The sequence below is a fragment of the Thalassobacillus cyri genome (assembly GCF_900107755.1).
Classification (GTDB): Bacteria; Bacillota; Bacilli; order Bacillales; family Halobacillaceae; genus Thalassobacillus; species Thalassobacillus cyri.
Genome location: NZ_FNQR01000004.1, coordinates 1 through 23,506, shown reverse-complemented (window position 1 = coordinate 23,506; position 23,506 = coordinate 1). Strand labels below are relative to the sequence as shown.

The following is a 23,506-nucleotide window of genomic DNA, read 5'->3' as shown; positions in this document are numbered from 1 at the left end:
AGCTATAGATAAACTATTTCCTCTCAAATACAGGAGTTCTTTTTTCAAGGAATGCACTTGTACCTTCATTTTTATCTTCGGTAGAAAATAAAATTCCTTGGGCCAATTGTTCAACTAATAAACCAGTCTGCATATCCGCATCATATCCGTTGTGAATAGCCATCTTGGCAAGCTTTACAGCAAGCGGCCCTTTTGAAACAATTTGAGCAGCGTTTTTTTCTACTTCCTCTATTAATTTATCTTGCGATACGCATTCGGATATTAACCCTATTCTTTCAGCTTCCTCAGCTGTTATTAGCTTTCCTGTAAGAATTAAATGAAGAGCTCTGCCTTTTCCTATTAAACGAGACATACGCTGGGTGCCGCCAGCACTTGGTATAATTCCTAGGTTTAACTCTGGGAGACCAAATTTTGCGTTTTTGGATGCAATTCTTATGTCGCAAGCCATTGCTAACTCACAACCTCCTCCTAAAGCGTACCCATTTACCATAGCAATAGTCGGTTTTTCGTAAGATTCAATAAATGTGTATAATTCCTGCATATTCCCCACCTGAAAAACGTCTATTGGAGCTTTTTTATTTAGCTGATTGATGTCAGCTCCAGCAGCGAACGATTTATCTCCCTGACCGGTAAAAATAACACATTTTATAGTTGAATCATTCCTTAACTGTTCCAGGGCTAGTTTTATTTCGCTTAAGGTCTCTTTAGTTAACGCATTACGTTGTTCCGGTGAGTTTATAATTATATAAGCAAGCTGTTCTGATTTTTGAAGTAATAAAGTGTGAAAATCACTCATTTTTTCACCCGCCTTTGTTTAATCGTATTCATTAGAATTAAGAATAAATTAATTTAAACGTTCCTGTACCTTTGGAAATGACCTTGCCGTTTTCATCCTTAAGGATTCCATCAACAAAAGCTGTTTTGTGGCCTCTAGAAATAATAGATGCTTCCGCAAAAATCGTCCCAGTCTTGATAGGGGCTGTAAAATGAATGGTCAGATTAGTAGTAACACACCTTGTGTTGGTTACAGATCGAAGGTGCATGCTTTGAATAAAATCTATAGCAGCGGCATATACGCCCCCATGCAAAGTTCCATTTGTATTCAGAAATTCCGGCTTTATATTAAGCTGAATTCTTACATTTTCTTTTTCAAAAAAAATGATTTCTAATCCCATATAATGAAAATATGGACAGTTTTCAAATTCCTTTCTAATGTCCTCTACATCCATTGTTAAAACCATTCCTTACCCTCCTGTACCTTAACTCTCAAGATTTTCTATTAAAATCGCCATTCCTTGACCGCCTCCGACACACAAGGAAGCAATCCCATATCGCTTACCCTTCCGGATCAACTCATGCATTAATGTCACTACAATTCTTGTTCCAGTTGCGCCGAGAGGATGGCCTAATGCAATGGCTCCACCGTTGACGTTTAACTTTTCAGAATCAATACCTAATTCACGTTGTACGGCAAGGGCTTGAGAAGCAAAAGCTTCATTTATTTCAAATAAATCAATATCATTCAAGGACATACCAGTTTGATCAAGTACTTTTCTAATGGCTGGAACTGGCCCTATTCCCATTATTTCTGGCGGTACACCTACTGCAGACCAGTCAACAATAGCGGCTTTAGGTTTAATGTCTTCTCTTTTAGCTGTGAACTCACTCATTAATAAGACAGCAGCAGCACCATCATTCCGTCCACATGCATTTCCGGCGGTTACAGTACCTTCTTTTTTAAATACAGGTTTTAACTTTACAAGCTTTTCAATATTAGTATTGGAGCGAGGATGTTCGTCTGTTTCAAACAAAATCGTTTTCTTTTTCTCCTTAACCTCATAAGGAATAATCTCTTCTTTAAATACTCCACTCTCTATCGCTGCAGATGCTTTTCTTTGACTTTGAAGGGCAAAATCATCCTGATCTTTACGTGGAATGCTATATTTTTCGGCTACGTTTTCAGCCGTTACACCCATGCCCATATCATCTCCGTAAATCTCCATCGGTTGCTGGGACGCTTCTTTGTTAGAATCCACAAGTTTGGGGTTATCTCCCCCAAAACGAGAACCTCGAATATAAACGGCTGCATTACTTAAGCTTTCCGTACCACCTGCAACTACAATGTCTGAATGACCTGATTGAATTTGTTGTAAACCAGATACTATAGCCTGCATCCCCGAGGCGCACAAACGATTTACGGTGTATGATGGTACATCTGTCGGAATACCTGCACGTATGGCTGCCACTCGAGCGACGTTTGAAGACTCTGTCGTTTGTCTTGCTTCTCCCATGATGACTTCATTTACTTTTTGAGCAGAAATTCCTGACTTTTCAATGACACCTTTGATAACATGAGAAGCCAAAAACCCCGAGTTAACCCCTTTTAAAGTTCCACCATACCTTCCTATTGCTGTTCGTAGCCCCTCTGCTATCACTAATCTCTCAGACATATTTCAACCTCCAATTTCATCAGACTTATACTGTTTCCTCAATCCGCTTCCCCTGCTCGTTATATTCATAGAATCCTTTACCAGTCTTACGTCCAAGCTCTCCTTTTGCTACTTTATCTGCAACAATACTAGCGGGTTTATCTTTCGGGTCACCGCTTTCTTCATATCGTTGTTTTCGGACAAAGTAGTTTACATCAATTCCTGTTAGATCCATAAGAGCAAATGGTCCGATCGGATGGTTTAATGCCTTTTTACAGACAAGGTCAATTTCCTCATGAGTTGCATAGCCGTTCTCATATAACCAGACGGCTTCATCCATTAATTTTCCTAAAATACGGTTTGCAATAAAACCTGAAATTTCTTTTTTAAGCAAGACTGGTGTCTTCCGAATACTTCGCACAAAATTCATGCACTTTTCTGCTGTTTCTCCTGAAGTATGCTCTCCCTGGACTACCTCCACTAAATCCATTACCAATGCAGGGTTAAAAAAGTGGATATTACACATTTTCTCAGGATAACTGACAACATCGACTAATTTGGAACTGACTATCGTTGAGCTATTGGTAGCTAACACTGTATGGCGCGGTACGATTTGTGATAATTGGTAAAACAATTCTCTCTTAACTTCCAATTTTTCTACAATAGCTTCTATTATAATGTCTGCTGATTCCAAGTCATTCAGATTCGTGGTGTATGTAATATTGCTAAAGGCGTCTTCGACTTCTTCAGAAGGTAATCTCCCCTTCCTTACCTTTTTATCCATGAGTTCTCTTAGAGTTTGACTTGATTCCCCTAACTGTTTATGTTCAATATCCTGTAGAATTACAGGGTATCCCGCGAGTGCGCATACCATCGCAATCTGTGACCCCATTGCACCCGCACCGACAACTCCTACAGTTTTTATGGCTTGTACTGTCACCATTCTACCACCCTCCCTGGCTATATTTATTTGTTTTCATTTAATACATGTCTTGCAATGATCATACGTTGGACTTCACTGGTTCCTTCATAAATCTTTGTTATACGAGCATCTCGATAAAAACGTTCAATTGGGTAATCTGCCACATAACCCATCCCACCATGGATTTGTACTGCCTTATCAGCAATACGATTAAATACTTCTGAGGCATAAAGCTTTGCTGTTGATGCTTCCTTAATCGCTTTTTTTCCTTCATCTATCAATTCAGCAGCATGAATCATTAACATTCGTGCTGCATCTGTTTCCATAGACATATCCGCCAACATCCATTGGATTGCTTGGTTTTCAGATATGGGTTTTCCGAATTGCTTTCGTTCTTGTGCATAGGATGCAGACCATTCGGTGAGTTTTTCACAAGCACCTACAGCTCTTGCTGCCAATCCGACACGACCTTCTCCTAAAATTTTGAGTGCAGACATATATCCCATACCAACTTCTCCGATTACATTCTCCTCCGGCACCTCACAATCTTCAAAAATAACCTGAGCAGTTTGTGACCCTCTTAATCCCATTTTTTTATCTTTCTTTCCTATGATCAATCCTGGAAAATTCTTTTCTACCAAGAAAGCAGTTATCCCGCCTTTGGCTCCTTTTTCCCTATCCGTTAACGCAAATACAGTAAATAGATCGGCAACAGGTGCATTGGTGATAAAATGCTTCGTCCCGTTAAGAATCCATTTGTCTCCACTTTTGGAAGCTGTAGTAGATAGGTTAGTCGCGTCAGATCCTGCTCCAGGTTCCGATAAAGCAAATGCTCCTACTTTTGCTCCACTTGCCATATCCGTTAAATACTTTTGCTTCAATCTCTCAGATCCAAGTCTAACCAGGCCAACACTCCCAATTCCTGTGTGAGCACTAATCAAAGTAGCAAATCCATGGCTTGATCTTCCCAGCTCCCTTAAAACCATAGCTTTGCCAACAGCACTCAGTCCAATGCCCCCAAATTCTTCTGGGATGCTCATTCCAAAAAGGCCTAATTCCTTTGCCTGTTCTACCAATTGTTTAGGTATGTCATCATCTTCTTCAATTTGCTGTGCTAGTGGTTCTATTTCATTTTCTGCAAAATTACGAACCATTTGTTGCATTTGTTCAATTTCAGGTGCCATTGTTTCAATCATTTTTTCTCCTCCTATTTTTTATAATGCTAGAAAATTTTTGAGATAAAATATCTATTACTTCATGGTATTCGGTAAGTAAAGAGCCACTTCAGGGAAGAAATAAAGTATCCCTACTGTAACTATTATTGGAATCATAAATAGAAAAGAGCCTTTAAAAATAGATTCTAGTTTCAAATCGGACGCTACTCCATTTAGTACAAAACAATTCATTCCAATTGGTGGTGAAATCAAAGCCATTTCAATCACTAGTACTATAACTACTCCAAACCAAATGAGATTAAAATCTAGTACCTCTATTACCGGGAGAACAATCGGGATAGTTACTACAATCATTGCCATAGTATCCATGACTGCTCCAAGAAGGATATACATTATGACAATCCCTAAAAAGATTAATCCTGGTGAAAGACTGGAATTATTAAATAGCGATGCTAATACCATCGGGAGTCTAGTCAGGGCTAAAAAATAATTTAATATAAACGAGGCTAATATAATCGCAAACAAGAAGCCTGTTGTTTTTACCGTGTTAGTTGAAGCTTGTAAAAAAACTTCCCAGTTTACTTTCTTCCGTATGAGCGCGATTAGAAAGGATCCAAACGCTCCTACACCAGCTGCTTCCGTTGGAGAGAAGAGCCCTAAGTACATTCCTCCTATTACTAGTAGAAAAAGGATTAAAACCCAGAAAATATGGCGTACAGCACTTATTCGTTCCTTCCATGAATACGAACTACCAATTGGGGCTAACTTTGGATTAAGTTTTACAGTTAAAATAATGGTAAAGATAAACAACACGGTAAGTAGAACTCCAGGAACAATACCCGCTATTAATAAACTACCAATTGACTGCTCTGTTAACATCCCATATATAATGAGAATAGTACTTGGAGGAATTAAGATTCCTAAGGTCCCCCCTGCTACAATAGAACCTCCAGAAAGGGTTTTAGCATAATTGGCTTTTTGCATTTCTTTTGAGGAAATTACCCCCATGGTTCCAGTAGTAGCTAAACTGGAACCCGATGCTGCAGCGAATATTGCTGAAGAACCAATAGTAGCCATAGCCAAACCGCCTCTTAACTTCCCAAACCAGATTCGAAAAGTAGAAAATAACTCACTGCTAATTCCTGCAGCAAACAGTAATTCCCCCATAAAAATAAACATAGGAATAGTTATAAGTGTGTAATTGAAACTATGGTCCCAAACGATGGTTTCAACAGCAGTTGATAATACTCCCCAACCTCTAAGGTAATAGATTCCTAAAACAGCTGGAAGTGCCATCGATATAGCAATTGGAATCCTTAGGAACATTAGCAAAAACATGATTAGTATCCCAACAATACCTATAAATTCTAGAGACATTTTACCTTCCCCTCACTATCGCTAATTGGTTGTTTAGTAGACAAATTTATTAAAGAAACAATGGAATCAATAACTTTTAACAGAGCTTGAAGCCCCCAAAGTCCAAAACCAACTGCTATAAATATTTTAAATGGGAGGTGAGGAATGGATAACAAGTCAGTAGATTTTTGGAAAGTTGAATCATTTAAGACCGTAGCGTTTACGAAAACTACCGTAATGAGCCAACAAACAAAAAATAAAGTCAATGAGCTAATGACGTTTAAAACTCCTTGTATTTTAATAGGAAGTCGATCCACAATAAGTCCAATAGATATGTGGGCATCTCTTGATTGGGTATACGGCAACCCAAACATGATCAGGGCTACCATTAATAATTGAGAGATTTCCACGTCTCCTATTACCGGGTGCCCAATCGCCCTAGAAATAACAGCTACGGTAATCAAAAGCGTCATAGCTATCAACGTTGCCAGGGATATCCATTTTGCGAGTAAAGTGAAAGTATTAGTTATTTGATGTAACCATTTCATTCAACCACCTCTTTGAAGTTTTCTCTACGTACAACTTATTAGCAAATAGTGCTGATAAAATAATCTAAACCGGTCAAAAGGATTCATAAGTAGAATTCATCCGGGCGTTCTACTATGGTTTTATTATTTAGGTGCTTCTACACCTTCTTCTTTTAGGATCTTCTTAAATTCAGCTAACATGCTCTCTCCGTCATAACCTCTTTCATTCGCATCTTTAACCCATTCTTCCCATTGAACCATTGATTTTTCCTTAAACTTATTTAATTCTTTAGTTGTAAGTTCAATGACTTTACCTTTATCCGCAACCAATTCAGAAATGTCTTTATTGGCTTTTTTAGATTCTTTTATATAACTTTGAGCATATAGTTCAACCAATTTAGGGTTAAGCTCTTCATCAAAAAGTTTCTTTAAATCATCCGGTAATCGATTGTAAAATGATTCACTCATAATAGGAATCATAATAGTACTTGAATATTTCGTTTTAGTAACATAAGGAGCAACTTCGTAAAATTTAGTCCCCATAACCCCTACGGTGGTATATGGAGTAACATCAATCATGCCTTTCTCTAACCCTTCATAAGTAGCATCCGTTTTAATTGATACAGGTGTAGCACCCCATGATTTAGCTAAAACATCGTCCCCCTTGCCTTGAACACGCATTTTCAAGCCATCCAAGTCTTCAAGTTTTTCAATAGGTTTTGTGCTAAATAAGTTATATAAATCGGAAGCAACTCCACCTAAAACTTTAACGTTTTCTACTTCTATATCTACCTCTTTAGAGAACTTATCTAAAACCTTAGTACCGGTTTCTGCATTAGGAAAAGCATAAGGCAATAAACCGATGGTATATGGGAATAGTGCAGAATCATAAAAATATGAGCCAATAGCTGTTCCCACGTCGTACACTCCACCTTGTAAATCTTCTAATGTAGAAGCAGAAGAACCTAAGGTTCCCCCATGGTATAAATTTACTTTTACTCTTCCATCTGTTTTTTCTTCTACTAATTCTTTCCATGGCTCGTATACGTTTTTTGCTGCATGGTGTGTGGAAGGCAGGGTGTTATTAACATTCATTTCAATGACATTCCCGCCTGAAGCACTTGATCCTTTCTCCACACCACAACCAGCTAGAAATAGGGCTGAAACTCCTAAAACGAGGGTACTTAACCGCTTACTCTTTAACTTCAAACTACATTCCTCCATTCTTTATAAGTAAATTTAAAACTTAATGTAACCGCTTTCTTTTTCCCCTGAAAAACAGGTTGAAAATTAAAACATTTACATCTTAATCATATTGCATATATAGGAATCAAGTTCCTATAAACAATATAGTAGAACGTATTTCCAATGTCAAATAATTTTTCAGAAATTGTAGAAAATTATAAATTTTATAATAGTAGATATGACTATATATCCACGAAACAACTTGACATTACTTTGAATATAAAGTTTATTTAGTTTAGAGCATCTTCTAAAAGATGAGCTTGAGATTTTAATTTGATTGCTAATGAACGATATACTTCTTAGAAAGCGATTGGAGTTTTAGAGGGGGAATAAAAAGTGGAAAATAAGCAGAAATCGTCTAGTACTCTCTTAACAGCTGAACGAACTTTAAGGATACTATCACTGTTTAAAAAGAAAACCTATACGCTTCAAGAAATTGTTGACGAGTTAGAGCTTCCAAAAAGTATTGTATTCCGTACGGTACATACCTTGGAATCCTTAGGGTACCTATTAAAAGATGAGAGAACAAAAACATATAGCCTCGGTTATGAAGTTTTTCGTTTGGGTAAAGCAATGAATCATAATATGTTGATAAAAAAGATTGCTATGCCAATCATGGAAGAGTTGCAAGAAAAACTAGGAGAAACAGTTTGCTTTGTAGTTCCTGATTACGTTTCTTTAACAGCCTTACAAATAGCTGACATCGAAACTCCTCATCCGATAAAACATACCGTTAATATCAATAGTGTCGGTTACTTACATTGTGGGGCTGCCAGAAAAACTTTATTAGCTCATTTAGAGCCCGATATTATAAATAAAGTCATTAGCAAAGGCCTACCTAAAATCACAGAAAATACTATTACCGATCCAACAGAATTAAAAAAAGAGCTTGCCAAAATCAGAGAACAGGGCTATGGAATGAGTAGTGCTGAATTAGTTCCTGACTTATTTTCTGTAGCAGCTCCCGTATTTGGCTATGAAGATGAATTTATAGGATGCTTAGGGGTTTATTTACCATCTTATAGATTAAACAATAAAGAACAAAAAATAGTTAATCTGGTTCATTATTACAGTAATAGAATTTCAGAAGAAATTAACTCGTGATTATTATATAAAACCCTTAAATCAATTTTTTTCATAAAAACCCTTGAGGTTGGACGGTAGAGTGACCTAATTAAATGAGACAGAAAAAAAGACCCCCAGAGTCGTATATACAATTATCACTACTTTTGGAGGTTTTTTTCTTGTCTCAAATCCACAGGCCTGTTAAGAATCTAACCCCATGGGCTTTTAATTTTACATTCGTTTTAAACTTCTGTAATTCTACCTAAGAGTTAACCACTTCCTTTTATACATATTGAAAGACTTAATCACATAACTCATTACTAGCAAAACTTGTAATTTACTTTAGGCTCCGCCTCTAGCAAAAGATCTACCAGGTGAACAGCATCCATCGTTTCCGTTGCACCTTCCCGCTCGATTCCAAGCTTCATCTGCAATAGACACCCTGGATTGGTAGTAATAATAGATTCTGGCTGCGTGCCGCAAACATCTTTCATTTTCACATCCAATATATCCATGGAATCTTCATAATTGACAATATTATAGATTCCGGCGGATCCACAGCAAAAGTCCAGCCTGTCCAATTCCTTGAGCGTAATCCCTGGTACCTTTTTAATCAACTCTAATGGAGGAGAGGTGATACCCTGAACATTGGTCATATGACAGGAAGGCTGATAGGTTACCGTACGGTTAATTGGTTTAGTAAATTCCAGTCCTTCCACTTCTACAAGAATCTGCGAGACATCTTTCACTTTTGAAACAAATCGCTTCGCCCGATCGTACCAGTACGACCCTTCATCAAATAAATGATGGTACTCAATCAGCCGCGCTCCACAGCCTCCAGCATTGTTAACAATATAATTGACTTCCGCTTTCTCGAATGCTTCGATATTACGTTTTGCCAATTCTCTGGAATCATCGATTTTTCCTGAGTGCGCATGAAGAGCCCCGCAGCACGACTGTTGTTCGGGCAGTAAGACTTCCAGCCCGCTTCGAACTAAAAGTTCAATGGTATTCTGGTTGGTTTCAAAGAACACGCCATCCATAATACAGCCGGTAAAGAAAGCAACTTTAGCTTGCGCTGGCCCATCAGGTTTATAGTGGTTTACACGCTTTGCCCGCGCTTTAGGAGAAGGTTGTTCTGGAATCACACGCTCAATCTTTTCTAAGTGAAGCGGGGCAAAACGTGTTAACGATAACCGGTTGGCAAACGCCTGCAAGCCGGACTTCTGATAAAACCAGGTCAGGTTCCCGAGTGTTCTCATCCATTTTTCAGAAGAAAAGAATGACTCGAATAAAAAGTCCTCTACTTTACTTTGCTTCCCTGATTCGGAACGTTGGTCCTCGATGACTTCTTTGGCCCCTTCTAAAATCTGTCCATATTGTACATTGGTCGGACAAACAGTAGTACATGCCATACAGCCCAGACATTTTTCTATAGGTTCGCGTAAATCTTCAATCGAGGCTTTATCTTCTGCCACCAGCTTAACTAGATTGATACGCCCTCTTGGTGAATGTGTTTCCCGTTCCATCGTTTCATAGGTTGGGCAGGCTGGCAGACAGTAACCGCATTGCACACAATCAAACGTTTTATCGTAATTGATTTTTTCCTGGAGAGTCTGCATATCAGTCATCCGTCAACACCAGCTTTTGCCCTCTTTCTGCGAAAATTTTCCCGGGATTCATGATATGGTTAGGATCCCAGCTGTCTTTGATCCGCTTCATCATTTCCACTCCAACAGTTCCTAATTCATTCTCCATAAAGGGAGCTTTCATTGTGCCGATTCCATGCTCCCCAGATAAAGTTCCACCTAGATCAATGGCTGCTTCAAAAATCGCTTCCACCGCCTGCTCTACCCGGCGCATTTCTTCCTTATCCCTTTGGTCACATAAAATGTTAGGATGAAGATTGCCATCGCCGGCATGACCGAATACGACAAGCTCTACGTTGTACGTTTCTTTGATTTCTTTTAAGCGGTCCATCATATCAGGGATTTTACTACGGGGAACGGTAGCATCTTCTGAAACTTTTGTAGGTTTGATTTTAGCGATGGCCGGTGAAACTTGTTTTCTGGACTGCCAGATCTTGTTCGCTTCTTCCTTGGTGTTTGGAATGACGATTTGCGTTGCCCCAATTTTACTCATAATCTCTCGAACCAACTCTGTTTCTATTTCGAGCGTCTGAGGGTGGCCATCCAGTTCAATGATAACAATGGCGGCTGCATCCACCGGAAGACCTGCTGGTTGAAAACTTTCGACAGCACGGATGGATGCATTGTCCATGATTTCCATTTTGGATGGCAGAATTCCTGATGTTAACACTTGAGATATCGCCAGGCCGGCAGTACGTACCTCATCAAATGAAATCATAATCGTTTGAGCAGCCCGTGGTTTTGGCAGCAGTTTCAGGGTAGCTTCAGTAATGACGCCTAGGGTCCCTTCCGAACCAACTATCAACTTCGTCAGGTCATAGCCCGTCACGTTTTTGATTGTCTGCCCTCCGGTACGGATCACTTCCCCCTCTGGAGTAACCAATTCCAGTCCTAATACATGGTCTTTCGTCACACCATATTTCAAGCCGCGCGGTCCACCGGAATTTTCTGCGAGGTTGCCCCCGATGGTTGCCACATGGGCACTGCTCGGATCAGGAGCATACATCAGTCTGTACTTTTCCGCTTCTTTATTGATATTTGCAGTCAATACGCTGGGCGATACGTTGACGGTAAGGTCCTCTACGTTAAGGTCAATTTTTTTCGGCCACTGGGAGAGATCGAGCACGATTCCTCCATGAACCGGTAACGGTCCGCCGCTCAGACATGTTCCCTGACCTCGGGGATAAACCGGTACCTTGTATCGGTTGGCGATATGCATAACATGGACTACTTCCTCTTTACTCTTCGCTTGCACCACTACATCGGGAAGATGCTCCCCGAAGGAAGCGTCAAAGCTATAACTATATCGATCCGCTAAATCAGTTAATATTCGCTGATCGGGGATATGATTATTCAATATCTGCAACCATTCATTCATACACGCACACTCCTACTGTCGAAATATTCTGTACCCTTATTTTATAACGAGCTGCTGACAGGTTTCCATCCTTGTACATCGATAAGCTGGCAGTATACTGTCGAAATGGCTTCTTTTCCCCTCGTAAAATGTCGCTTTTTTCCATATAATCAAACCTAGGTCAAACGTTTGATCAACAGCAGATTATTAAAATCTCGTACTCTTCCTCATAATACCTGGATGACCGGGGGTGTTTTTAATTAAAAGAACGAGCCCCACTTTCAGGGCTCGTTCTTTTGATTCCTTTAAATGGCTTTATTCTTTGCATCCTTCAAGCCTTTATAATCAATATCGAATACCGCATTGCTCTCAGGCTTAGTTAATAAAGATATAAATATAAATGTGCCAGCAGATAGAAGCATGGCGATCGCCCCTGTATCAAGGCTTGGAACATAAACACCTTTTACTTTTAAGATATATAGACTGATACTTGATATCAGACCAACAGCTGAAGAAACGATTGCTCCCTGGCGTGTTGCCCTCTTCCATAACAAGCCGATACTAAGTACAGGTACGAGTGAAGCTGAGAAAATTCCCCATGAGGCATTCCCTAACCAGCCGACCAAGTCCGGTGGATTGAAAGAAAGCCCAAAAGTCACGGTGATCACCAATAGCGTTACCATTCGGGAATATGCCAATTCTTTTCCTGGTGACAGCTTCTCCCCTTTTTTAATCACTTGCTGGTAGATATCTCTTACAATTGATGAACTGGCAACCAGCAGGAAGGCTTCACTTGTAGACATGATGGCGGCCATTACTGCCGCGAAAATCAGCCCAGCTACAACCGGGTTGAAGAAATTTTGGATGAACATTGGAGTAACGAGGTCTGGTGAAGCGGGAGCAGCCATTGATCCATTTTCCACCATCACTCGTGCATAAAGGCCGGTGAACCATAATAGTACGGTAATTCCATAAGTAGAGGCAGCAATGATGCAGGCCCATTTCAGCATGGAGACTTTTTTAATCATGTAGAATTTTGACACCACATGCGGCTGACCCTGATGCCCGATCATATAGATGAAAAAATAAGAGATGAAAGCAAATATCCCGATTGACCCTGTTGAATGATACGCATTGACCATGTCAGGATTTATATTCGATAATTGAGAGTTCATATTTGTCATACCGCCGACCATCTTCATCCCGCCAATAAAGACGATCAGTGATCCTGCAATCATCACAATCATTTGGATAAAATCAGTCCAGATCGCGCTGATCATTCCCCCTGCTACAACATAGATAGTTAAAAGGGCCACACCAATCGATAGAGCCAGACCATAGTTAATTCCAAGAATCGTCTGCAGCATATTCCCTAATGCTTTATATTGTGCCATCTGATATCCAATCGCTCCTGCCAGAATCGCAAGCGCCGTAATGACTCGTACGGACTTACTGTTATAACGGAGTTCAAGCAGGTCAGGGATAGTGAGCGATCCGAACTTTTTAGATATTTTACGCATTGGTTTAGCTAAAATAAGAAAACTTACAAAGATACCTCCGGTTGCAAAAATGCCTATCATAAATATCGAATAGCCATTTTCATAGACAAGTCCAGGTAATCCAACAAAACCGAACCCGGACATGGTAGTAGAGGAGATAGCAAGTGCAATCAGCCAGGGACCAAAACTTCTTCCACCTACATAAAACGTATCCATATCTTTCTGATGTTTCGTAGAAAAGATTCCAATCACAAGGATAACAAGTAAATAAATGATCCCGATAGCTAATATCATTCGTCCAGCCCCCTTTCATTCCGAAAGGCGAACCGTCCCCAAAACATAGCTGCTACTATGATTGCCGGCCAAAATACAAACATCATAAAGCTCATTAATGGTGTTAATCCAAACATGCAACCGCTCCTTTTTGATAATGATGAATATTCTGCAAATTATTATGAAAAAAATTTATTGGTGCTTAAACTGAGGACTGCGTTTATGAATAAAAGCATCAACACCTTCTTTTACATCTTCCGTTTGAAAGACATGCCCAAAATACTCGGCCTCAATTGCAAGCCCTTCTTCCTGTGTTGTTTCATACCCTTGATCAATCGCTTTTTTCATAAAAGAAAGGGCCGGAAGAGAATAAGAGGTGATTTTTTCTGCTAAAACCAACGCTTGATCTAATGCCTCACCCTTTTCCACTACTCGGTTCACCAGTCCGATCGCCATCGCTTCTAAAGCGCTGACTGGTTCACCGGTAAGCATCAGCTCTTTCGCTTTTGTTTTTCCCACTAAACGAGGAAGACGCTGGGTTCCACCTGCGCCCGGAAAGAGTCCCAGTTTAATTTCCGGCAGACCGATAAGCGCTTGTTTTTCCGCAATCCGTAAATCACAGCACATCGCCAGTTCACACCCGCCACCCAGGGCATGGCCATTAATAGCGGCAATGGTAGGTTTAGAGAGCTTCTCCAGTTTATTCAATGGCCCTTGTAAGCCCAAGGATTTTTCCTTAGCCAAAGCTGCCCCTTTATCCATCCAACCCGGGAATTCTTTGATATTCCCACCAGCAACAAATGTTTTATCACCGGCCCCTGTTACAATGACCGCACGAATGCTATCGTCTTCCTCTATCCGATCCAGTGTATGATCCAGGTATTCCAATACTTCCTTACTCAATACATTTACAGGAGGTTCATCAATAGCTATAATTTCGATATTGCCCCTTTTTATGCTCATTATTTTCTTCTCTTTTTGCACACTTGTCCTCCCCTTCTATTAATGGCTGTATTGTTCGCGAAGCTTGAACTTTTGGACTTTTCCGGAAGGTGTTCTCGGCAGCTCATCAACAAAAATAACCTTTCGCGGCCTTTTATAGCTGGCTAGTTTTCCCTCTAAATAATCGACTATATCCTGCTCAGTCAGATCTGCTCCTGTTTTTTTCACCACAACAGCACATACCGTTTCAATATACTTCGGATCAGGCACTCCTATAATCGAAACTTCATTTATTGCTTCATGTCTGTAGAGAAGGTCCTCGATTTCAGCAGCATAGACATTTTCACCGCCACTGCGGATCATGTCTTTTTTTCTGCCGGAAATAGAAAGAAATCCATCCTGATCGAACATTCCAAGATCCCCAGTCCTGCACCAGCCATCCCTGAATGTATCTTGTGTAGCTTCTGGCTTATTCCAGTATTCCATGGAAACTGCCGGACTTTTAATTAGAATTTCTCCAATACTTCCATTAGGCAGGCGTTGGCCATCACCATCGCCAATTTTAATCTCTGTCATAGGCAGTGGCTTTCCTACCGTATGATGTTTGGTTTGATTATCTTCCGGATCCAATGATGCAGCGATGGGAGTGCCCTCGGTTAACCCATACACTTGTATAAGACCAATATGTGGATAGCGTTCATTCAATTCTTCAATGGCTTTTGGCATAATAGGGTCCCCCCCAGTGTAGATCCGCTTAAGAGATTCTAGTTGTAAGCTGTTTATATGAGGAGAATTCAACATTTCATAAATCATAAAAGGAAATAAGAAACAATCGGTTACTTGATGCTCGGTAATTACGGTCAGAACCCTGTTGATATCAAACCCTTTACTTTTGGTAATATGTACAGTTCCACCGCGTAACAGGACTGGCAAAGCAACATCCTCCATCGCCCCGACATGATAAAGAGGGCCGGTGGTCATAGCAACTTCATCTCCGGTATAGTTCCACTTCATGGCTTGCATCGCTGAAAACCAAAACGTATTACCGTGAGTCCAGAGCGACCCTTTCGGTAAACCGGTTGTCCCGGAGGTATACATCAACATGACAGGGTCTTTCATTGTAATTCCATCAGGTTCAACGGTACGGGTACTTCCTGCCTCAAGGATGGTACCAGGTTCTGCCCAATTCGGACATTCACTTCTTGCTCCGCCAACATGAATAAAATGTTCGGCCGGTATCTTTTCATAGATTTCCTGAATTGTTGGTGCAAGTTCTGAATGGTAACAAAGCACTTTTGCCCCAGAGTCATTTAAAATGTACTCCAATTCCCGGGATGAGAGCCGGAAATTTAGCCTGACTGCAATGGCCCCTATCTTGGCAATAGCAAAATACAAGCCAATATACTCCAGGCAATTATAGAGAAGAATCCCTACACGGTCTCCCTTTTTTACCCCTAATTGATTAAGTGCATGACCATATTGGTTGGATTTCTCATGCAAGTCCTGGTAGGTCCAATATTGCTGATCCTCCAGTCGTACGGCTATTTTAGAAGGGGGAATTGTTTGACTGTCTCCTTCTACCCGTCTTGTGAAATAACCTAAATCGAACATTCACTACCTCCTCTAATTTTTAATTATTTGTAAGCGCATACATTTTCTTGATTGAAAATTAAGAATACTTACAAAATATCTTAGAGGAAAATAATTGGAATATCAAGGAATTATCATTATGTCGAAGCTTACTACCTACGCTTATAAGCAAAAAGTAAAAGAGTAGCGGTTAATATGACTCATAAATTAATTGACCCCGGAGCCCTCCAAATATTGGAGGGCTCCGGGGTAGCTTTTACTTAAACTCTTTTTCTAAGGCATTCACGATTTTCTCAAGCGGCCTTCCCATACTCGATTCCACAGCTGCCAGATAAGCACCTTCCAAAACAGGTGCTTCCGCCAATTGAACGTTTTCCAACTCCAGCATTTCGATTGCTATCTCAGCATTCATTTTCGCGCTGCCGAGATCATAGAAAACAATCGTGCCTTGAGCGCTGTGAACTTTCTCGATAGCACCCTGAATTTTTTCAAGGCTCGTACCGATTTCGCCATCTCCCTGCCCTCCGGCCGCTTCTACGGTAACCTGTCCGACTGCCTGTTCGAGGATGTCCTTGACTCCGTTGGCAACTTTTTCACTATGGGATATGATGACAATTCCTACATTCGCCATCTCCTACACCTCCCCTTCAATGCAGTCGGACAATGCTTGGAAAATATAATAGGATGAAACTGAGCCTGGGTCGAGGTGACCCTTGGAGCGCTCCTTCAAATAAGCGGCACGTCCTTTTGTCGCTATGATATCCTTTGTAGCTTCCATCGCTGACTTGGAACTATCACGAATAAGCCCGGCGTCAAAGTCCTTTGCTTCTTTTAACTGCTTGACAACAGGAGACCAGACATCGACCATCGTCTTTTCACCTTCTGTCGCTTTGCCACGTTGTTTGATGCCGGCCCCCCCATCTTCCAACGCTTTGATAAAAGCATCATACGATACAGCCTCTCCACCTTTGGCTGCCATCGACATCTTCAAAAATGCTGTGCCGAACAATGGACCAGACGCTCCTCCAACTTTTGACATCAACGTCATCGCTGCGTCTTTCCATACGTCGGCGACTTGCTTATAATCATTACCATCCAGCTTCTTGACTACCTCATCGAAACCGCGGGCCATATTGATGCCATGGTCGCCGTCTCCGATCGCCTGGTCTAATTCAGACAAATAGTCTTTATTCTCCTGGATTTTTTCATTACTTTTAGTAAGCCAATTCAATGCTTGTTCGACTGTGAATGCCATAAGCTCCCCTCCTATTATCAAGATCGAAATGCCGGCGCATCCGAAGGACTGTCCAGCAGCTCTTTCAATTGACCATCCAATTTCAATAACGTCACGGAGCATCCCGCCATTTCCAAGGATGTCATATATTCGCCGACGAAGGTTTTATAGGCCTTTACCCCTTTTTCCTGTAAAATCCCCTGAACTTTGCGATTGACCAGGTGAAGTTCCATTTCAGGACTCGCCCCGAGCCCATTCACCATTACTGCTACTTCATCTGATCCTGACAACTCCAGGTCTTCCAGCACATGCTTCGTGAGTTCAGTTGCGATTTCATTGGCTGAAGCGAGTGGTTTCCGTTCTGTACCTGGTTCCCCATGGATACCAATGCCAACTTCCATTTCATCTTCTCCCAGTTCAAAGCTTGGTTTCCCGGATGCCGGCATTACGCATGGACTTAATGCCACTCCCATCGAGCGAACATTCGCGATCACTTTCTCAGCCACAGCCTTCACTTCCTCCAGTGAAGCACCTGTCTCCGCCATCGCCCCAGCAATTTTATGAACGAATATAGTACCGGCAACCCCTCTGCGTCCATCTCTGTCTTCGATGGCCACATCATCCTTGACAATGACCTGTGCCACATCGACGCCTTCTGCTTCCGCCATTTCAGCAGCCATCTCAAAATTCATGACATCCCCGCTGTAATTTTTAATGACAAGCAGCACCCCGGAGCCCCCATCAACTGCCTTGATCGCTTCAAATACTTGGTCCGGCGTTGGAGAAGTGAAGACTTCGCCAGCTACGGCGGCATCAAGCATGCCCTTCCCTATGTATCCGGCATGGGCTGGTTCATGGCCGCTGCCTCCCCCGCTGACAATACCTACCTTACTTTGAACAGGTGCATCTTTTTTTGTAACAACGTTAGTATCAGGAATACGCTTGATTTGGCCTGGGTATGCGCCAACTACTCCATCCAGCATTTCGGTTACAACTTGATTCGGGTCGTTGATGATTTTCTTCATATAAATATCCCTCCTATTAAATCAGGCACCTCTTGTTATCAAAAGGTGCCTGTCAATGTTGGTTTACTTGAACTCCCGGGTGGCCGCGACGGCTTTTTTCCATCCATTATAAAGTTCTTCCTGCTTGCTTTCTTCCATTTCTCCTTCAAATGTGCGTTCATTTTTCCACTGCTGCTTGATTTCGTCTTTATCTTTCCAGTAACCGACTGCCAGACCAGCCAGGTAGGCTGAACCAAGTGCTGTCGTCTCCTGGACGACCGGACGCTCGACCGGTACGCCGAGGATATCACTTTGGAACTGCATCAGGAAGTTGTTTTTCACAGCTCCCCCATCGACACGCAAGGTTTTCAAGTCGATATCTGAATCGGCGATCATTGCATCAAGTACATCTTTTGTCTGGTAAGCCAGTGATTCCAACGTGGCACGGACAAAATGTTCTTTCGAAGTACCACGCGTCAAGCCAAACACCGCTCCACGGGCATCAGAATCCCAGTAAGGAGTACCGAGTCCGACAAACGCTGGTACCAGATATACGCCATCGGTAGAATCGACAGATGTAGCCAGGTTTTCTGTTTCCGGTGCACTATTAATCAGCTTCAGGCCGTCACGCAGCCACTGGATCGCTGAACCGGCGACAAAGATACTTCCTTCTAATGCATATTCGACTTTTCCATCCAATCCCCAGGCTAATGTAGTCAACAGGCCATGTTCGGATTTCACGCCTTTATCTCCCGTATTCATCAGCATGAAACAGCCCGTGCCGTAGGTGTTTTTCGCCATTCCTTCGTCAAAACATGCCTGGCCGAACAAGGCCGCCTGCTGGTCACCTGCGATACCGGCAATTGGTACTTCGTGGCCGAAGAAATGATAATCAACTGTGTTTCCATAGACTTCGGAAGACTGCTTTACCTCCGGAAGCATGCTCTTTGGCACACCTAAAATATCAAGCAGCTCATCGTCCCACTTCAAATCATAGATATTGAACATCAGCGTACGAGAAGCGTTGGAATAATCGGTGATATGCACCTTACCGCCAGTAAGCTTATAGACAAGCCACGTATCCATCGTCCCGAACATCAGGTCACCATTGTCCGCTTTTTCACGCGCTCCCTCAACATTATCGAGAATCCATTTCACCTTTGTCCCGGAAAAATAAGGGTCAAGCAGCAGTCCTGTTTTGTCGCGGAACAGATCATTATGTCCTTGTTCCCGTAAGTCTTTACAGATGCCCTCCGTTTGGCGTGACTGCCAGACGATCGCTTTGTAGATTGGTTTTCCATTATTTTTATCCCACACGACTGTTGTTTCACGCTGGTTGGTGATTCCGATGCCGGCGACCTGACTCGGCTCGATATCCGTTTTTCGTAAAACATCAGCGATACAAGCGAGTACGGACGTCCAGATTTCGTTCGCATCATGCTCGACCCAGCCCGGCTTTGGGAAAAATTGTTCGAATTCCTTTTGTCCGGTACCTACGATAGTTCCAGCTTCATCAAATAGAATCGCGCGTGAACTCGTTGTCCCTTGATCGATTGATAAAATGTACTTTTTTTCCATAACACATCTCTCCCCTTTATTAATTTAGCTGGCTGACACTTTTTTCGACACGGTCGGCTGCAGTTTCTTCCTCTTTCAACTCAGACATCGCAGCTCCCACCAGAATCACAGCCATTATTGCACTCAGAACCCAGAATATTAATGAAAATTCCCCTAAGAACATGGCCCGGTAGAATACCGCACCATAGACACCGCCGATGGCTGGTCCGACTACCGGAATCCAGGCATAGCTCCAATCCGAACCGCCTTTACCCGGAATTGGCAGGAACGCGTGCGCAAGTCTTGGCCCAAGGTCACGAGCCGGGTTGATCGCATATCCAGTCGCCCCGCCGAGTGACATACCAATCGCTACAATCAGCGCCCCTACGATCATCGGGTTCAGCCCCTCAGTAAATTCATTGGCCCCAATGAACATCAGACCCATTACCAAAACGAATGTACCGACAATTTCACTGACCAGGTTTGAAAAAGGGCTTCGTACGGCAGGATCCGTAGAAAATACGGCCAGCTTGGCACCCTGGTCTTCTGTTTTCTTCCAGTGTGGAAGATAATTTAAAAATACGATAACTCCGCCAATAAATGCACCAATCATTTGCGCTGTAATATACATTGGAACTTTTGCCCACGGAAATTCACCGACGGCTGCAAACCCCAGCGTAACCGCCGGGTTGATGTGAGCACCCGAGAATTGTCCAACTGCATAAACCGCCATCGCAACAGCGAGTCCCCAGGCAATCGTGATGACTACCCACCCCGACCCTTCAGCCTTGGAATCTTTTAAAACGACGCCTCCCACGACACCTCCGCCAAAAATGATCAAAATCATTGTACCTATGATTTCTGCTAAAAACTCAGACATTCTACACACTCCTTCTTAAGTTAGATTTAACGGGAACAAAAAAAGACCCACACTTCCAGCACGCACTTCCCCCAGGGAAAGTACTTGCTCAGTGTGAGTCTCCATGTCTCCGTCACGTAGTTAACTTGTTATCTATTAAACTAAACTATTATGAAAGCGGTGTCAATAAAAAAGGTAATAGTTTCAAATTTGTAAAAACCCCGTAATATAAATCACATACATTTTTAAGGGCCTGGCAATATCATTTTTATCCTAACTCGTTATCTGCAGGCTGCTAAACTAAATTCTGCTTGATAGATTGTAAAAACGGGTACTCAGTAAAGAGTATTCATAGGTAACCGTTCACTTACCTGGAAAGGAGCTGCAATCCATGAATAACCAAGCCCTGGCAATACTTAAAGGAGGAGGGCTGTTATTACGGTCAGTCGCTGTCGTTTCTTCAAGTGTCGCCACGATTGTATCTACCGTCCTCCCCTTATACCTCTATTATCCCATCGCACTATACAGATTGATTTCTTTATTCCTGTTATTGACTTTAGGAGCGTTTGTCATTCACGGTGTACTTACACATATATTAAACGACTACATTGACCATCAATCTGGCACAGACGCACACAGTCCCGCTATCTTGTCAGGGGGAAGCCGCGTGATTCAGGAAGGATATTTTTCTTCGGAAGCCCTCTGGCGTTTTGGCAAATCGCTGTTTGCATTACTTGCGATGGTCGTTGCCATGTTTGTCATCTTTGGCTATTACCAGATGGCGATTTTGTTAGCAATCGGTTTATGGGGAGCTGTTTCCTACTCTCTCCCTCCGCTGCGACTTAGCTACCTCCCACTCGTCGGAGAATGGCTGGCCACTTTTCCCTCGGTGTTTTTTCTTGGAGTTGCTGGAGGTTGGCTGATGTTGGATCCTACCCCTGAGTGGGTGCTGCAAAATGCCGTCATCAACGCTTTATTTTGTATCGCCTGGGTGATGATACATCATATCCCTGATCGAGATGCCGATAGAAAAGCTGTACCCACGAAAAAAACGAGCGTGGTCTGGTCTGTAGAAAGGTTCGGTACTGCATTCAGCCGTCTTCCGGCCCTCGTCTATTTTGGTCTAACAGGACTATGCGCTCTTTGGTTGGGGTTGGACCGGCTGTGGGCAGCAGTTGGGCTAGTCATAATGACTGGGGCTGCTGTTTTCTTAATCTTTAAAATGGATGTGGAAGACCACCAGCAAGTATCCGCTTGTGAAAAAGCCATACTTATACTAGCTATGGTCAATGCCGTTTGGCTCGGCATTTTTATATAAGAAAACCGGCCAACGACTTGTATTTCTCATAAAAGAGACAGAAAAAAAGTGAGCATCGAATTTCTGCACACTTTCAGTTACTTCGTTAAATTTATGAACTAGTAGTTAAGCATTGATTTTAAAAATATACCGTTACTCTCTTTCACAATCGCCTTTACTCGGTCATATTCCTCTTCTGCCAAGTCAGTTTTCAACACATGCATCGAATGATCATCATTCTTCTTTAGAAAAAATAAACTTCGTAATACCTCTATCAGTTCATTATTGTCTTTAGGGATACTCCCCAACGTTATATTATCCGCATGAAGAGATTGAAGCCTGGACTTCACCCCTTCTGCTTGTTCCTCATTATTAAAATACGCATGAATTCTTTTCATCTAGATATCCTCCCGTCCGTTACATTAGCCTCCCACATTCTTCAAAAAATAAAGCTTTGTAAGCGAAAATTGTCTTACTTAGCAGGTGGTTAAATCTGGAGAGCCCGGGCACCCTAATTCATAACTCAATTAGTAGGATAAGGAGGAAATAGACATGCCGAATAAAAAGAAAGAAATACAACCGAAGCAGCACCAGAACCGCCAGCCCGGCTTTGAATATGAAATGAAGCCGTTACCGGAATTTGTAGATAACACTTATATAGGCAGTGGAAAGTTAAGTGGAAAAATCGCTGTCATTACAGGTGGTGACAGCGGGATTGGAAGAGCGGTCAGTCTGTATTTTGCCAAAGAAGGCGCCGATGTTGCGATTCTTTATTTGAATGAGCAGGAAGATGCGGACAACACGAAGAAACTTGTGGAAGCGGAAGGAAGAAAATGCGAGCTGATTATTGGTGACATCGGAGATTCGGCCCATTGTGAATCCTCCGTTACACAAATCGTCAATTCATTGGGTAAGATTGATATCCTTGTTAATAATGCAGCGATCCAGTACCCGAAAGAAAACTTCCTCGACATTACAAACGAGCAGATGGAAGAAACATTTCGGGTGAATTTCTTTTCTTATTTTTACATGACGAAAGCAGTCCTGCCTCACATGAAAAAAGGCAGTACAATTATCAATACTTCTTCCGTTACAGCTTATGAAGGAAACGAACAGTTGATTGATTATTCATCAACCAAAGGCGCCATTACAGCTTTCACCCGCTCCCTGGCTAAATCATTAGTTGGAAAAGGAATTCGCGTCAACGGAGTTGCGCCCGGGCCAATTTGGACACCTCTTATCCCGGCAAGTTTCGATAAACAGAAAGTGGCCGAATTCGGATCCGATAATCCGATGGGACGTCCAGGACAGCCTAGAGAAGTTGCTCCCGCTTATGTCTACTTAGCCAGCGACGATTCAAGCTATGTGACCGGACAGATGATTCATGTGAACGGAGGCATACCAGTGAATGGATGAACACCCCGGGACATCTAGTGTGCACCCCTTAAAATAGACGTTGAAAAAACCCCCGGTTACAACGTACGATTTTTAAGGGGTGCATTTTTATGGCTTTAAAAGGACAAAAG

At 42.0% G+C, this 23,506-nt stretch carries 22 protein-coding genes; 3 read left to right on the top strand and 19 right to left on the bottom strand.

Annotated elements, in window-relative coordinates:
- Nucleotides 1-13: 13 nt before the first annotated feature.
- The 8 genes from BLV00_RS06045 to BLV00_RS06010 form a co-directional block, all read right to left on the bottom strand.
- Complete coding sequence (locus BLV00_RS06045) at nt 14-796, bottom strand: enoyl-CoA hydratase/isomerase family protein (RefSeq protein ID WP_093043474.1); 783 nt, start codon at nt 794-796, stop codon at nt 14-16.
- 37 nt (nt 797-833) lie between these two features.
- Entirely contained in the window at nt 834-1,241 is a 408-nt protein-coding gene (locus BLV00_RS06040) for a PaaI family thioesterase (protein ID WP_093043472.1), read from the bottom strand.
- Between the two features lie 18 nt (nt 1,242-1,259).
- Nucleotides 1,260-2,450: a thiolase family protein gene (locus BLV00_RS06035; RefSeq protein ID WP_093043470.1), complete on the bottom strand. Its 1,191-nt coding sequence runs from the start codon at nt 2,448-2,450 to the stop codon at nt 1,260-1,262.
- Between the two features lie 25 nt (nt 2,451-2,475).
- Nucleotides 2,476-3,369, bottom strand: a complete 894-nt coding sequence (locus tag BLV00_RS06030) for a 3-hydroxyacyl-CoA dehydrogenase family protein (protein ID WP_093043986.1) — start codon at nt 3,367-3,369, stop codon at nt 2,476-2,478.
- A gap of 26 nt (nt 3,370-3,395) precedes the next feature.
- The gene (locus BLV00_RS06025) at nt 3,396-4,547 is read right to left on the bottom strand and encodes an acyl-CoA dehydrogenase family protein (RefSeq protein ID WP_176791355.1); all 1,152 of its coding nucleotides are present in this window, start codon (nt 4,545-4,547) and stop codon (nt 3,396-3,398) included.
- A 54-nt stretch (nt 4,548-4,601) separates the two neighbouring features.
- The gene (locus BLV00_RS06020) at nt 4,602-5,903 is read right to left on the bottom strand and encodes a TRAP transporter large permease (RefSeq protein WP_093043468.1); all 1,302 of its coding nucleotides are present in this window, start codon (nt 5,901-5,903) and stop codon (nt 4,602-4,604) included.
- Nucleotides 5,894-6,430 carry a TRAP transporter small permease gene (locus BLV00_RS06015; RefSeq protein ID WP_093043466.1) on the bottom strand — a complete coding sequence of 179 codons (537 nt, stop codon included), beginning with the start codon at nt 6,428-6,430 and terminating at the stop codon, nt 5,894-5,896. The genes BLV00_RS06020 and BLV00_RS06015 overlap by 10 nt, the downstream gene beginning before the upstream one ends.
- Nucleotides 6,431-6,553: 123 nt before the next feature.
- Entirely contained in the window at nt 6,554-7,618 is a 1,065-nt protein-coding gene (locus tag BLV00_RS06010; RefSeq protein ID WP_176791353.1) for a TRAP transporter substrate-binding protein, read from the bottom strand.
- A gap of 372 nt (nt 7,619-7,990) precedes the next feature.
- Here BLV00_RS06010 and BLV00_RS06005 point away from each other — a divergent pair, with 372 nt between their 5' ends.
- Nucleotides 7,991-8,758 (top strand): IclR family transcriptional regulator, encoded by a 768-nt coding sequence (locus BLV00_RS06005; protein ID WP_093043462.1) that lies wholly within the window; start codon nt 7,991-7,993, stop codon nt 8,756-8,758.
- Between the two features lie 281 nt (nt 8,759-9,039).
- Here the strand turns inward: BLV00_RS06005 and BLV00_RS06000 are convergent, their stop codons facing one another.
- The 10 genes from BLV00_RS06000 to BLV00_RS05955 form a co-directional block, all read right to left on the bottom strand.
- Complete coding sequence (locus BLV00_RS06000) at nt 9,040-10,350, bottom strand: (Fe-S)-binding protein (RefSeq protein WP_093043460.1); 1,311 nt, start codon at nt 10,348-10,350, stop codon at nt 9,040-9,042.
- The gene (locus BLV00_RS05995; protein WP_093043458.1) at nt 10,343-11,746 is read right to left on the bottom strand and encodes an FAD-binding oxidoreductase; all 1,404 of its coding nucleotides are present in this window, start codon (nt 11,744-11,746) and stop codon (nt 10,343-10,345) included. The genes BLV00_RS06000 and BLV00_RS05995 overlap by 8 nt, the downstream gene beginning before the upstream one ends.
- Nucleotides 11,747-12,030: 284 nt before the next feature.
- On the bottom strand, nt 12,031-13,518 hold the full coding sequence (locus tag BLV00_RS05990) for a sodium/proline symporter (RefSeq protein WP_093043456.1): 1,488 nt from the start codon (nt 13,516-13,518) through the stop codon (nt 12,031-12,033).
- 171 nt (nt 13,519-13,689) lie between these two features.
- Nucleotides 13,690-14,481, bottom strand: a complete 792-nt coding sequence (locus BLV00_RS05985; protein ID WP_425441648.1) for an enoyl-CoA hydratase/isomerase family protein — start codon at nt 14,479-14,481, stop codon at nt 13,690-13,692.
- A gap of 18 nt (nt 14,482-14,499) precedes the next feature.
- The gene (locus BLV00_RS05980; RefSeq protein WP_093043454.1) at nt 14,500-16,050 is read right to left on the bottom strand and encodes a class I adenylate-forming enzyme family protein; all 1,551 of its coding nucleotides are present in this window, start codon (nt 16,048-16,050) and stop codon (nt 14,500-14,502) included.
- A 235-nt stretch (nt 16,051-16,285) separates the two neighbouring features.
- Nucleotides 16,286-16,660, bottom strand: coding sequence for a dihydroxyacetone kinase phosphoryl donor subunit DhaM (gene dhaM / locus BLV00_RS05975; protein ID WP_093043452.1), 375 nt, complete (start codon nt 16,658-16,660; stop codon nt 16,286-16,288).
- A gap of 3 nt (nt 16,661-16,663) precedes the next feature.
- On the bottom strand, nt 16,664-17,284 hold the full coding sequence (dhaL, locus tag BLV00_RS05970; RefSeq protein ID WP_093043450.1) for a dihydroxyacetone kinase subunit DhaL: 621 nt from the start codon (nt 17,282-17,284) through the stop codon (nt 16,664-16,666).
- 17 nt (nt 17,285-17,301) lie between these two features.
- A complete protein-coding gene (dhaK, locus tag BLV00_RS05965) occupies nt 17,302-18,288 on the bottom strand; it encodes a dihydroxyacetone kinase subunit DhaK (protein WP_093043448.1) in 987 nt (328 codons plus the stop codon).
- A gap of 63 nt (nt 18,289-18,351) precedes the next feature.
- The gene (gene glpK, locus BLV00_RS05960) at nt 18,352-19,845 is read right to left on the bottom strand and encodes a glycerol kinase GlpK (protein ID WP_093043446.1); all 1,494 of its coding nucleotides are present in this window, start codon (nt 19,843-19,845) and stop codon (nt 18,352-18,354) included.
- A gap of 19 nt (nt 19,846-19,864) precedes the next feature.
- A complete protein-coding gene (locus BLV00_RS05955) occupies nt 19,865-20,704 on the bottom strand; it encodes an MIP/aquaporin family protein (protein WP_093043444.1) in 840 nt (279 codons plus the stop codon).
- A 370-nt stretch (nt 20,705-21,074) separates the two neighbouring features.
- Here BLV00_RS05955 and BLV00_RS05950 point away from each other — a divergent pair, with 370 nt between their 5' ends.
- Nucleotides 21,075-22,001, top strand: a complete 927-nt coding sequence (locus tag BLV00_RS05950) for a prenyltransferase (RefSeq protein WP_093043442.1) — start codon at nt 21,075-21,077, stop codon at nt 21,999-22,001.
- A gap of 98 nt (nt 22,002-22,099) precedes the next feature.
- Here BLV00_RS05950 and BLV00_RS05945 read toward each other — a convergent pair whose 3' ends face one another.
- Nucleotides 22,100-22,378: a hypothetical protein gene (locus BLV00_RS05945; protein ID WP_093043440.1), complete on the bottom strand. Its 279-nt coding sequence runs from the start codon at nt 22,376-22,378 to the stop codon at nt 22,100-22,102.
- Nucleotides 22,379-22,532: 154 nt separating this feature from the next.
- Here BLV00_RS05945 and BLV00_RS05940 point away from each other — a divergent pair, with 154 nt between their 5' ends.
- On the top strand, nt 22,533-23,396 hold the full coding sequence (locus tag BLV00_RS05940) for an SDR family oxidoreductase (RefSeq protein ID WP_093043438.1): 864 nt from the start codon (nt 22,533-22,535) through the stop codon (nt 23,394-23,396).
- Nucleotides 23,397-23,506 lie beyond the last annotated feature (110 nt).

Excerpts from the sequence above, each read along its gene's own strand:
- BLV00_RS06045 (WP_093043474.1), bottom strand. The coding sequence starts at position 796 with ATGAGTGATTTTCACACTTTATTACTTCAAAAATCAGAACAGCTTGCT.
- BLV00_RS06040 (WP_093043472.1), bottom strand. The coding sequence starts at position 1,241 with ATGGTTTTAACAATGGATGTAGAGGACATTAGAAAGGAATTTGAAAAC.
- BLV00_RS06035 (WP_093043470.1), bottom strand. The coding sequence starts at position 2,450 with ATGTCTGAGAGATTAGTGATAGCAGAGGGGCTACGAACAGCAATAGGA.
- BLV00_RS06025 (WP_176791355.1), bottom strand. The coding sequence starts at position 4,547 with ATGATTGAAACAATGGCACCTGAAATTGAACAAATGCAACAAATGGTT.
- BLV00_RS06020 (WP_093043468.1), bottom strand. The coding sequence starts at position 5,903 with ATGTCTCTAGAATTTATAGGTATTGTTGGGATACTAATCATGTTTTTG.
- BLV00_RS06015 (WP_093043466.1), bottom strand. The coding sequence starts at position 6,430 with ATGAAATGGTTACATCAAATAACTAATACTTTCACTTTACTCGCAAAA.
- BLV00_RS06000 (WP_093043460.1), bottom strand. The coding sequence starts at position 10,350 with ATGACTGATATGCAGACTCTCCAGGAAAAAATCAATTACGATAAAACG.
- BLV00_RS05995 (WP_093043458.1), bottom strand. The coding sequence starts at position 11,746 with ATGAATGAATGGTTGCAGATATTGAATAATCATATCCCCGATCAGCGA.
- BLV00_RS05990 (WP_093043456.1), bottom strand. The coding sequence starts at position 13,518 with ATGATATTAGCTATCGGGATCATTTATTTACTTGTTATCCTTGTGATT.
- BLV00_RS05980 (WP_093043454.1), bottom strand. The coding sequence starts at position 16,050 with ATGTTCGATTTAGGTTATTTCACAAGACGGGTAGAAGGAGACAGTCAA.
- dhaM (WP_093043452.1), bottom strand. The coding sequence starts at position 16,660 with ATGGCGAATGTAGGAATTGTCATCATATCCCATAGTGAAAAAGTTGCC.
- dhaL (WP_093043450.1), bottom strand. The coding sequence starts at position 17,284 with ATGGCATTCACAGTCGAACAAGCATTGAATTGGCTTACTAAAAGTAAT.
- dhaK (WP_093043448.1), bottom strand. The coding sequence starts at position 18,288 with ATGAAGAAAATCATCAACGACCCGAATCAAGTTGTAACCGAAATGCTG.
- glpK (WP_093043446.1), bottom strand. The coding sequence starts at position 19,845 with ATGGAAAAAAAGTACATTTTATCAATCGATCAAGGGACAACGAGTTCA.
- BLV00_RS05955 (WP_093043444.1), bottom strand. The coding sequence starts at position 20,704 with ATGTCTGAGTTTTTAGCAGAAATCATAGGTACAATGATTTTGATCATT.
- BLV00_RS05950 (WP_093043442.1), top strand. The coding sequence starts at position 21,075 with ATGAATAACCAAGCCCTGGCAATACTTAAAGGAGGAGGGCTGTTATTA.
- BLV00_RS05945 (WP_093043440.1), bottom strand. The coding sequence starts at position 22,378 with ATGAAAAGAATTCATGCGTATTTTAATAATGAGGAACAAGCAGAAGGG.
- BLV00_RS05940 (WP_093043438.1), top strand. The coding sequence starts at position 22,533 with ATGCCGAATAAAAAGAAAGAAATACAACCGAAGCAGCACCAGAACCGC.